Raw genomic sequence first — 9,675 nt, 5'->3', positions numbered from 1 at the left:
TTTGATCTCATTCTTGACTCAGTCGAAGATTTTCATACTGTCGAGGAACGTCGATTACACAGAATTTTCTGCGGTCTCCATCATCATTTTGTTTTGCTGATCAAGTCCGTTCTCGATACAGGAAGGTCATAGCCTGTGCACGGGAAACCACCGCCTCGGGACTAAATGTAGTCGCACTGGTTCTCGCAGTGATTTGGTTACTGGCGGCCCAAATGACTGCACTAGAGTAATATTGGCATCCATGGGGAGGATTAAGTTTTTTCTTTCCAGCAAAACGTGTTCGCACGCAGCAAGGTCTGCCGTTCCAATTCCTCTACAATGTGTTTCGCATCTTCCTCTCATCATACAATATATCGTTTACCATCAATCACAATGAAGAGAGAACGCTTCGTCTGCATAGAGGCATTGACATACTCAAGATAAGAGCGCTATGCTAATAACATCATCGGGCAGCACACTAACTGTCTCTCGAACACAATCAAGGCAAAAGCGACCAACTTGTTACAGTTGATCGTCTTTGTCTTCATCGTTCATTTCGAATATGAAACTTAGTATCGTAAAGTCATATTTACCTTGAAAAGCCGGAAGTGCGAGCCCGCAGCTAGAAGCAGCTAAGCACAAAGATACAGTGTTTATGCTGGTAACTATAAAAAGAAATGAAGTGAAATCTTTGAGTAAGCATAATCCATACAATCCTATTCCTCAAGAACTCAGAAAACAAGTTGAGCTAACTCAAAGGCTCACCAAACATATACCTCCTATTCTTGAGACGCAGGAACGCATCAAAGCCATGGTGATGCCTCTGGAGCGGTTATCCGCAATTAACAGCCAAATCATGAATTGCCAGATTCCGGCTCACAGCGTGCTGAACCCCACAGTAATAGCTGCAGCCGAGATGGCTCGTCAGCCGGAAGGAACACTGACTGCTGCACTCGATGCTACTCAGAATCCAACAGTTATGGCAGCCACAGAAGTAGCCACAAGATTTGCCGAGCCGATGGGTTTGGCAGCACTTCAAATGTCCAACTTACAGTTAGACACAGCGGCACTCCAGTTCGCCAATAACATCGAAAGAGTTCAGCCCCCCAACTATATGACAAATATCCAAGGTGTGCTGGATGCCTATTCTTCCGCCCTTGCCACTGTTCAATCTCCCTTCTTGGATTGGTTGCAGACGGTGGACATCTCCCCGCTGACCCGCATTTGGGAACGCTGGGACACAGAACGTCGGCTGGAGGAGGAGCGATACAGGGAGCTTCAAAAACTGCACCTGCAGGTCATGTATCAGGCCAGATGGTTCCCATACGCCTCTACCCTGGCGGGTGATATGCTGTTTGACGAGATAAACGAAATCATCGCTTCCAGTAAAATAGGTGCAACTGTAAGCAAGCGATGTGAAAAACGGATAGATACGGCCATCCTATCCCACTACACCAAGGCCGAAATCAAGCGTATCAAGAAGAAATGGAACGATTCGGAGATCGAACCTTATTTCAAAAAGGCACTTGGCCAGACTCTTGATGCTTATCTCCGAAAGGAGTATGCCTTAGTGATACCCTTTCTGGCTACCATGTGGGAGGGGATTATCAAGTCCAAGGTAGGAAAAAACGAGAAGAAATTCAAAGAAAAATGTAAGGATTTAGTGGATGAAAACGGCTATGATGAGGTGTTCAGTGACTTCTTTAATAATCTGATTTTTGGCCAATGCTACAGTGTTAATGATGTCGTGGATGGTATTCCCAACAGAAACGGAGTGGCCCATAGCTGGTACATCAAGTACCCTTCGCAGAAAGCGGCTCTCAATGCCGTTCTATTGACGGATTTTGTACTGAGCCTGAAGCCCAAAAATGAAGCGGAGGACATCGAAAAAGAATAGCGGATCTTTACTTCGCATTCATTTTTGTCGGTGTCATTGCTTGTTCAATAGAGTGTCCACCAGTATTCGAACACTTTGCGATACTGGTTGCCCTTCTTTGGTAGAGTGTGATATTTACGAACCTTGCGATTCGCCCTCCGCTTCAGATACTGCTGCCGACTGCTGGATTTCATGTACTTGATGTGAAGGCCGGAATGAAGCAGAGTCGTTTTCTCTTCATAATCTCCGATGATATACCCTATGTTTGGCGCATATCCGCTGTGTTGAATAAGAAACAGAAGTCGATCATCGTGTCTGACCCTTTGTATGCGCCGGTATTGCCTGCCAGTCCGACGTCCACCCGAGGTCTGACACAGCCGCGCATCTTTTTCAGATACCTTCAGGATTTCGGTAATCCGATTGTTTAACTCTTGCTCTGTCATAAGCATTCCTGCTCTGTACAGTCCGGGAAATTGGGTTCACTCCATGCCAGGAGCCGCGCTTTTGGGCGTAAAATTCCCGCTGCGCCTTCTTGCTACGCTTGTTCAGTGGTACGAACTGCATCACAGTCTGTCACTTCCTTCTCATTATGCGATTTTCGGTTCCCCCAAATGGCATGGCAGGCATCCAGATAGTCTGTATAGCCGAGCAGCATCATTTTACCTGGTAATTCATTCAGTGCCGCAAGGAAACGCTCCTGATCCCGCTTTCGTACATGGCAGAAGATGACCCGGTATGGAAAACCATCCCGCGCATATTCCTCTCGAAAATGGACCCGCACCTGGTGCTTGATAAAAAGCTGGTCAGCCAGATACGCATCTGTATCCATGTATGCGTAGTAGGCATTCAGCAGTGAGAACCGCTCAATATCCTGATAAAAGTCTGTTTGTTTCAACGAACGCCTCCTATATGACAATCTCATTACAAATGTTCAAAATCGCTTGCCATTCCGAAATATATCGGGTATTCTGAAATACTCCGCTGCGGCGGAAATCATCCTGATGAATGGAGGCGATCCATATGTCCATGATTCAGTTTCCTGTGATCGATCCTGTGGCCACCGGAGCGAATATTTGCCGGCTCCGAAAGGATCGCGGCCTGACAGTCCGAGATCTCCAGCACTATTTCGGATTTGAGGAGCCGCAGGCCATCTACAAATGGCAGCGCGGGCAGAGTCTTCCCAGCGTAGATAATCTCTACGCACTGAGCGCTTTGCTCCAGGTGCCAATGAATGAAATCATCATCCCCACTTCTCATATCGTCTCTTTCGAGCAGCAGGCAGCCGTCTGCTGCTCAGGTCATTTTATCGGAGAATTTCTTCAGGTGCAGTGGGCATGGCAGAACTTCAAAACCGCTTAGACCCTTATCCGCCTGTCCATCCTCGGTCCTGCAGTGGCCCAACCAGGCCACTGCCCTGCCCCAGGTGAGCAAGCGACTTGAAAAAAGATTTTCACATCATTACTATGTGTACCAAGGGAGCGTAAGATTGAATTCTGCATTTAAGGGTAAACGTGTGGAAGAAATGGCGGCAATGCGCTGAACGCGGAGGGAAACGCCTGGCGTTCCTTTCATCATGAGTTATGAGCTCATTTCACATTCATGCAAATGCTGTCCATAATCTGCCGGAGTTGCGCAGCCTCATAATTCATCTGCGCCTGAACCGATCATCACGACCTATCCATTCTGCCACGCCCACCACACCCGAAAGTGTGGTTCGGAAAGTTATGCAACTGCCGCCTTTTCAATGAAGTCGTTGAGGATCTCCTCGAAGCTGTCGTTGATATCAAAAGGAGCTTCGTAGGCCACCTCGGTATTGACCAGGCACTTATCCAAGGCCATGGAGATCTCGTCTGCCTTCTTGCTCAGCGCCGTGGCCATGCCCCGGATCTTGTTCCGGTCGAAGTCGATGGTGGTGACCTGGGTAGCGTCACACCGATAAGAAACCTGGTTGCCCTCACCATTGAAGCGGCATCCAGATCCGCCGCCGGCGATGGTCTTTTCGCTGTTGCGGAGCGTGGTCATATGCCGGAAAACTTCGGCCAGTTCCTGGCGCTGCCGGTTCAGGCCGACCTCGCTGTCCATATCCAGATCCAGTCCGCTCTTGGCCGCATGAATGGCTTTGCTCAGATTCTCCCGCTCCTCCATCAAAAGCATGATGAAGGCCGCCACCTCGTTGGCGTGCCCGGCATACTCGCTGGGCGCAGTCTCCTCCACCACGGCATCCAGGGCATCCGACATGACCTTACTGCGCAGATGGGTGGTTTTGACTTTGACAATGTTGCGCCGGTCCTGCAGGATGCTGGTGGCCTCACACATCAGGTTTTTGAGTTTGTTTTGAAAACGGAATGCATCTTTCATGTTCATAGTGCATACCTCCTTGAACGACATCAGACTACTATTAACACCAAAAGTGCTTCACCGTTGCTCCAATCGTACTGCATCCACACGCGTTTGTCATTGAACTGCTGGTTGAATCGCTCCCTCACAGTATCAAAATAAACCTGCCTTTGAAGTGTCTCAATCTTTGTTGCTGAAAGATCGATCTTGGCGTAAATCATAGTACTAGTTAAAACGATGGTCTATATTGAGACCATCGAGTCCCAACAATAAAACGATGTATGGAGGTAGATGAAGATGCGGTATGGCTACTGCCGGACCTCAAAGCCAAAGCAAAGCATTGAGCGGCAAATTCAGAATATCAAGGCGGCTTAATCTCAGTGATGCCGAGAGTATGCGCTTGACTGGCCTGGCCCGGAATACCTATTACAAGTACAAGCGCGAACTACGAGGTAAATGAAAAAACACGAAGCCCCCAGGAACCGTATATCCGACTCCTGGGGGTTAAGTGCTGTTTCTCAGTATATTAGGACTTCATAGGTGCAAAGGATGTGGCAACTAAAAAACACCATAAAAGCAGGCTCCTTTTATATCGGCAATTTCATCCTGCGGGATCTTTTTTCCATCTGTCAGTACCAGGAGACGCTCATAGAGGTCAACCCGTTTTAGGTTGCCGGTAAGGGTGGTATAAGAACCACCAGTCTTTTTCTCATCAGGAATAAAGAAAGTAACGCTTATCTTCGGTCTAGAGACTATCCTCTGGAGTAATGTACTTCAGATAGATACTGTAGATGCGTATGCTGATTCCATATAGTAGGCCATACGCGGTGGTGCAATTAGATAGTCAATCTCCAGCCTCGGTGTGGCATTTAATAGAGAAAAAGCAAGACTTGCCAGAAAATCGTTGCCCTGGCGCATCGTAAAGCCGGCCACGGTTGGCCTCCTTAACCCGCTGGACTACCTCAAATAGCCGAGCACGACCAGAGATTCCATATGCCTTTAAGGACGGAGTAAGGGCAAGGCAGATGGTCTTATCGGTACGGCTCTCGTCGGCAACGACCAAGTTGGTGTCCAGAGGATCGAGACCTCTCTCCCGGCATTCGACGGAGGCATAAAAGCTCTTTAGGTCAATTGCGAAATAGAACCTTTGCTTCATGGTAAGACGCCTCCTTGGATTCTCGCTTTTTAACGCAAAACGGCACTTGAAATTGGGGGCAATATTATTTCTCGAGTTCGCTTTCCTCAATAATACCGTAGTCAATCAGGATGTTTTTGTCCGCATAAGGTGGATATACAATTCCTGTCATTTCATAGTCGTACCTCCGAACACGACGAAACTCCTTGACTGGAGCTGGTGCAAAAGCAGCGGTTTTATAACTCGCGTATTCAGGTGTTCCCGCCAGATCATCGGATACCGCATGAATAAGGGCATCCGTCACTGCTTCCAGATTCGTACCATACTCCACAGCAACTAGCTCATGCCTACGAACGTCTTTATCTAAATTTCCAAAAGAACGGTACAACTTGTACTTCATGGAGAAACCCCTTCCTAGCAGCACTTTCGCCACTACCTTAAAAAATCACTTCTATGATTCACCGGCCGCAAATCGTATCCGAGTTCTGTTAGGTGTGCTATTTTTAAGGCGACCAGGTTGATGTCTGTGTCCATTGCCTTGGCGATTTGCTCGGCAGAATATTGATAAGTATAGATGTAGTCCAGCAGCTCCTCGTTGTCTATCAGAATTTCTGCTGCAACAATGTTCGCCTCATACTCTGGCCGTGTGGTCATGTCATACAGCATGAATTCATGTAGGCTGTTTGCCTGTGCCAGCTTTCGATGGAGCCGGTCGTGCCCAAGCTCATGCGCACAGACAATACGAAGCATTCTGTCTCCCAGATCCTTGTTCAAAAATATAAACCGATTGCGTTTAATGACGCGGTACATTCCCTTTAGAGAGCCAAAATCCTCACGCAGAAGAACAGAAATTCCCAATTCTCCTGCAATCTGGAAAGGATCGCGTGTTCCGAAGCGGCGCACCAGAGATGTGCCGACTTTGGAGAGCATTTTACTGGTCATGAAGCCCACCTCCGACCTGCGGATGTTCATCATTATTATCTCACAGCTTAGGCCCCACAGATAGGCCTTACTCTACCTGCTGACGATATTTTTTGGGCGTAAATTTCTTATTTCGCTCCTTGGCCATCCAATAGGCATCGTTGAGAGCACGCATCGCACCCTCAAGTGCATCTTCAGAAAGCTGACCGCCGGCAAATAAGCCAGTCACCTCACTGACCAACTCGTCGATGTCTCGCGCCGCTTTTGCGCCACCCTTCTGATATGCTTCCACGGAATAGATATCCGAACTGGTGAGAAGGTAATCTGCGGTTGTACCCAGGACGGTAGCTATATCACCAATTACCTTCATGTTGCCAGGTTTCCTTGAACCTAACTCGTAATTCTGAATCGTTCGCGTTGTTACAGAAACTTTTTCTGCAAGTTCTGCCTGTGTTAATCCAGCTTCAAGTCGCTTTTCTTTCAGACGTTCTTTAAATCCCATAAAGGCACCTCTTTCTTTTTTGCCATTAATACGAACACTTTTTCACAATTCGGGATTGACACGAAAATTTGTTCTGGATATAATGGAAATGTAGCACGAAACTCTGTTCGCATTTAGATGTTAACACACGAACAGAGTTTTTGTCAATCTAAAACACGAAAAAATGTTCGTACATCCGGAAAGAAAACGGAGGATATTGTAATGGAGGTACAATGCAGAAAAGAGTATGTCTCTGTCAATCTTGATGTAGACCAAAACGGTGTGGTTCATCCCCGGTTCATCCGCTGGACAAATGGTCGTATCTATCAAATTGACCGGCTGAAGTACAAGTGCAGAGCCGCTTCTTCCCGGGTGAGCGGAGGTGGAATCCGATATACTGTCATGATCCACGGTAAAGAAACCTTCCTGTTCAGCGAAGGAAACAAATGGTTCGTGGAAGCAAAGGAGGCAAGTCAATGATTCTTTCTCTACGCCAAATAGAGGATATCGGTGCAGCTGTAATTCAGGACTTCAACAAGTTCTTCTACTGCGGCAGCAATGCCCTAAGGAATAATAAAGTTCGCGCAACACCCATCGACCAGTTCGCTCGCGAGTACCTGGGGTTAAGCGTTCGATTTGCCCGATTGTCCGCAGATGGGTGTATCTGCGGTCTGACCAGTTATGCTGATGCCGAATACATCATTGAGGAAATGGGAGTAGTTCGTACCATCGAACTCAAACAAAATCAAATTCTTCTGGATTCCAGCTTTCTGGAGGCCGGCAAGGTCAAAAAGTTGTGCGGCAAGCGCCGCTTTACCTTGGCGCATGAGTGCGCACATCAAATCCTGTTTCAGATGGAGTCCGAGGAGTCCCAGCAAAAGTGCCGTGGATTCTACTCGGATCGGCGATCCTACTCCCTACGAGACCTAAAGAGCAGAGAGGACTGGAACGAGTGGCAGGCCAATGCCTTGGGGGCCGCCCTGCTCATGCCCCAGGCAGAGATAAATCGGGCCATGCGGTTTTTCGCTCAAAATCGCACACTGATAAGCTATGAAGGGAGGTTTTCATATGCGGACAAGTTGGTACTTTCACTTCTCTGTCATGCACTTGGCGTGTCCAAGTCTGCCGCCGTGATTCGTCTCCGGCAGCTTGGGTATCTACAAGAGCGTCCGTATGTAGAGTTTGTTGATCCACTGGAGGTGTGGGCATGAGTAAAAATATTCGCATTACAGAGCCTTCCGCAGAAATGTTGAGCAAAATTATCCGGGCACGGGAGGCAATTGCGGCGCAAAAACCGCGATATATCAAATGTCCGTACTGCCAACATAACTCTATCGTCGTATATGAGGACACAAGAGGTCATGTCGAAACAAAGTGCAAAAAGTGCGGAAAGATCACCGTCTTCGATGTTTTGAGCATGAGAAAAATCGTATTTTGCCTTCGTTAGAGGGAGAACGAAATAAAAACTGAATCACATAGCTGAGCTGTGGAGCCGCCTGATAGGTGAAGTCATCCTGATGCCGCATGGACTGAGTCGAAAGACTCTGTTTATCGGCATGGACAGAACGACCACCGTCATGCGGCTCTATTGTTGTCTTGCCTTCCCGCGGCCTCATGCCAGCGGAAAGGACAAGACAATGAGTATCCCGAGGACCCCAGTTGAATTCGATTACGATCTATGGACCACAGCAGAAGGAAAATGCATGGTTCGGATCAAGGCTACCGGTGAGATAACAGAGGTGGAACGCTCCGTCATGCAGGTTCTACGTTCAGAGGAGAAGCGACTCCGGCGCACCTTATCTCCGGAGCAGGGACAATCTAGAGAAGGGAAAGCTGTTCCAACGGTTCTCTCTCTGGATTTGCTTCCCGAAAATGTGACAGACTCTATCTGGTTAGCCGACACCAGAGATTATACGGAAGAAATAGCCACAAAAATGCTGGAGAGAATTCTGCGCGAGAGCCTTACCCCTACCCAATATCGTATTTATCAAGCCTGCATCTTAAACGGGATCAGTTACAAAGCTTATGCCGACCAAATGGGTGTTAGCTATCAGAGTGTCCAGAATGCAATCCGCCTCATTCAGAAAAAAGCAAAAAATATTTTTGGCTGATGGTTGTGGTTTGCTGCAAATATGTCCGTTGTAAAGTGAAGGGGCCTTAAGACGCCTTCATTGAACCTTTTCAACTGAATATCCGGCAGCTAAATAACATCAGCGATGAGCGAGCGATGCGGACGGTGCGCGATGACCACCTGTAGGAGACAAAAAGGAAATGCTTTTCTTTTTCTCCTATCAATGACGGCCAATAAGGTGCCCAGCGGGTCCTCCGATCCAAAAGCAGGCATGGCAGCCTGTTTCGCCAAGACCTCATCTGCCTACAATGGTACCCCTGCCCAGCCACAGCCTCAAGCAATGGGGGCAGCTCGGAGAGATCCTCGGAGGGGTTTGATTCCCGGAGTGCGGTGCCCACCGCAGTTTAGTTGACCGCCCTGCCTGGGGAAGTAGTGTCGAATACAGGCAAAATAAAGACATTCAATTGTCTTGATATCAGAAGCAATGGGGGTCGCCCATCATGTAGTAGGAAAGCCGAGGCTTCCACAACCAAAGCGGGTGACCCCTATTTTTGTGGTATCAATTCATATTCATCATTAGGAGGGATCACATCATGATTGCTGTGTCGCAAACCAAGAGTGCAAACTACCTGTTTATTGTGGCCGTGCTGAAGTCGATGCGAGAAGGTGGCGTGATTACTCTGGCCGAGTACGAGCGAGCAAAGCGCTACTACCAGAAACTCACCGGCTCCGATCTCGTCATCGCAGATTAAGAGATTAGAGTCAAACCGCCCAAAATGATGCAAACAAGGCATCGTGTCATGTTGACTATGTAGATTTTGACATTTCAACGGTTCTTTCAATAGACTTTGTCTTGTCGTTGAATATAATGTTGC

General features: G+C 47.9%; 12 protein-coding genes and 1 pseudogene. 6 read left to right on the top strand and 7 right to left on the bottom strand.

Annotated elements, in window-relative coordinates:
- Nucleotides 1-670: 670 nt before the first annotated feature.
- A complete protein-coding gene (locus GPK94_RS07300) occupies nucleotides 671-1,876 on the top strand; it encodes a hypothetical protein (RefSeq protein WP_215655365.1) in 1,206 nt (401 codons plus the stop codon).
- A 44-nt stretch (nucleotides 1,877-1,920) separates the two neighbouring features.
- Here GPK94_RS07300 and GPK94_RS07295 read toward each other — a convergent pair whose 3' ends face one another.
- Complete coding sequence (locus GPK94_RS07295; protein WP_148337085.1) at nucleotides 1,921-2,298, bottom strand: hypothetical protein; 378 nt, start codon at nucleotides 2,296-2,298, stop codon at nucleotides 1,921-1,923.
- Between the two features lie 92 nt (nucleotides 2,299-2,390).
- The gene (locus GPK94_RS07290) at nucleotides 2,391-2,750 is read right to left on the bottom strand and encodes a hypothetical protein (RefSeq protein WP_101691742.1); all 360 of its coding nucleotides are present in this window, start codon (nucleotides 2,748-2,750) and stop codon (nucleotides 2,391-2,393) included.
- 125 nt (nucleotides 2,751-2,875) lie between these two features.
- Between GPK94_RS07290 and GPK94_RS16420 the strand changes: the two genes are divergently transcribed.
- Nucleotides 2,876-3,214 (top strand): helix-turn-helix transcriptional regulator, encoded by a 339-nt coding sequence (locus tag GPK94_RS16420; RefSeq protein WP_075703393.1) that lies wholly within the window; start codon nucleotides 2,876-2,878, stop codon nucleotides 3,212-3,214.
- Nucleotides 3,215-3,577: 363 nt separating this feature from the next.
- On the opposite strand, the gene GPK94_RS07280 is transcribed toward GPK94_RS16420, so the two are convergent.
- The 5 genes and pseudogenes from GPK94_RS07280 to GPK94_RS07260 all read right to left on the bottom strand — a co-directional run bounded on the left by GPK94_RS07280 (nucleotide 3,578) and on the right by GPK94_RS07260 (nucleotide 6,750).
- Nucleotides 3,578-4,219, bottom strand: a complete 642-nt coding sequence (locus GPK94_RS07280) for a hypothetical protein (RefSeq protein WP_215655363.1) — start codon at nucleotides 4,217-4,219, stop codon at nucleotides 3,578-3,580.
- A gap of 727 nt (nucleotides 4,220-4,946) precedes the next feature.
- Nucleotides 4,947-5,348: pseudogene (locus GPK94_RS07275) on the bottom strand (DNA methylase); the annotation flags it as partial.
- Between the two features lie 64 nt (nucleotides 5,349-5,412).
- Nucleotides 5,413-5,727, bottom strand: a complete 315-nt coding sequence (locus GPK94_RS07270) for a carboxylate--amine ligase (RefSeq protein ID WP_130870522.1) — start codon at nucleotides 5,725-5,727, stop codon at nucleotides 5,413-5,415.
- Nucleotides 5,728-5,759: 32 nt separating this feature from the next.
- Nucleotides 5,760-6,269, bottom strand: a complete 510-nt coding sequence (locus GPK94_RS07265) for an ImmA/IrrE family metallo-endopeptidase (RefSeq protein ID WP_215655361.1) — start codon at nucleotides 6,267-6,269, stop codon at nucleotides 5,760-5,762.
- 67 nt (nucleotides 6,270-6,336) lie between these two features.
- Nucleotides 6,337-6,750: a helix-turn-helix transcriptional regulator gene (locus GPK94_RS07260; protein WP_215655358.1), complete on the bottom strand. Its 414-nt coding sequence runs from the start codon at nucleotides 6,748-6,750 to the stop codon at nucleotides 6,337-6,339.
- Between the two features lie 201 nt (nucleotides 6,751-6,951).
- On the opposite strand from GPK94_RS07260, the gene GPK94_RS07255 reads away from it, so the two are divergent.
- The 4 genes from GPK94_RS07255 to GPK94_RS07240 all read left to right on the top strand — a co-directional run bounded on the left by GPK94_RS07255 (nucleotide 6,952) and on the right by GPK94_RS07240 (nucleotide 9,552).
- On the top strand, nucleotides 6,952-7,209 hold the full coding sequence (locus GPK94_RS07255) for a hypothetical protein (RefSeq protein ID WP_195494783.1): 258 nt from the start codon (nucleotides 6,952-6,954) through the stop codon (nucleotides 7,207-7,209).
- Nucleotides 7,206-7,940: an ImmA/IrrE family metallo-endopeptidase gene (locus tag GPK94_RS07250; RefSeq protein ID WP_215655356.1), complete on the top strand. Its 735-nt coding sequence runs from the start codon at nucleotides 7,206-7,208 to the stop codon at nucleotides 7,938-7,940. The genes GPK94_RS07255 and GPK94_RS07250 overlap by 4 nt, the downstream gene beginning before the upstream one ends.
- Nucleotides 7,941-8,432: 492 nt before the next feature.
- The gene (locus GPK94_RS07245; RefSeq protein WP_215655354.1) at nucleotides 8,433-8,840 is read left to right on the top strand and encodes a hypothetical protein; all 408 of its coding nucleotides are present in this window, start codon (nucleotides 8,433-8,435) and stop codon (nucleotides 8,838-8,840) included.
- A gap of 553 nt (nucleotides 8,841-9,393) precedes the next feature.
- Nucleotides 9,394-9,552, top strand: a complete 159-nt coding sequence (locus GPK94_RS07240; RefSeq protein WP_215655352.1) for a hypothetical protein — start codon at nucleotides 9,394-9,396, stop codon at nucleotides 9,550-9,552.
- Nucleotides 9,553-9,675 lie beyond the last annotated feature (123 nt).

The sequence above is a fragment of the Pseudoflavonifractor sp. MCC625 genome, from assembly GCF_018784545.1.
GTDB classification, from domain to species: Bacteria; Bacillota; Clostridia; order Oscillospirales; family Oscillospiraceae; genus Pseudoflavonifractor_A; species Pseudoflavonifractor_A gallinarum.
This window is presented reverse-complemented; position numbering and strand designations above follow the sequence as displayed.

What these genes read in the sequence shown, in the direction of transcription:
- GPK94_RS07295 (WP_148337085.1), bottom strand. Translation starts at nt 2,298, where the DNA reads ATGACAGAGCAAGAGTTAAACAATCGGATTACCGAAATCCTGAAGGTA.
- GPK94_RS16420 (WP_075703393.1), top strand. Translation starts at nt 2,876, where the DNA reads ATGTCCATGATTCAGTTTCCTGTGATCGATCCTGTGGCCACCGGAGCG.
- GPK94_RS07280 (WP_215655363.1), bottom strand. Translation starts at nt 4,219, where the DNA reads ATGAACATGAAAGATGCATTCCGTTTTCAAAACAAACTCAAAAACCTG.
- GPK94_RS07270 (WP_130870522.1), bottom strand. Translation starts at nt 5,727, where the DNA reads ATGAAGTACAAGTTGTACCGTTCTTTTGGAAATTTAGATAAAGACGTT.
- GPK94_RS07265 (WP_215655361.1), bottom strand. Translation starts at nt 6,269, where the DNA reads ATGACCAGTAAAATGCTCTCCAAAGTCGGCACATCTCTGGTGCGCCGC.
- GPK94_RS07260 (WP_215655358.1), bottom strand. Translation starts at nt 6,750, where the DNA reads ATGGGATTTAAAGAACGTCTGAAAGAAAAGCGACTTGAAGCTGGATTA.
- GPK94_RS07255 (WP_195494783.1), top strand. Translation starts at nt 6,952, where the DNA reads ATGGAGGTACAATGCAGAAAAGAGTATGTCTCTGTCAATCTTGATGTA.
- GPK94_RS07250 (WP_215655356.1), top strand. Translation starts at nt 7,206, where the DNA reads ATGATTCTTTCTCTACGCCAAATAGAGGATATCGGTGCAGCTGTAATT.
- GPK94_RS07245 (WP_215655354.1), top strand. Translation starts at nt 8,433, where the DNA reads ATGGTTCGGATCAAGGCTACCGGTGAGATAACAGAGGTGGAACGCTCC.
- GPK94_RS07240 (WP_215655352.1), top strand. Translation starts at nt 9,394, where the DNA reads ATGATTGCTGTGTCGCAAACCAAGAGTGCAAACTACCTGTTTATTGTG.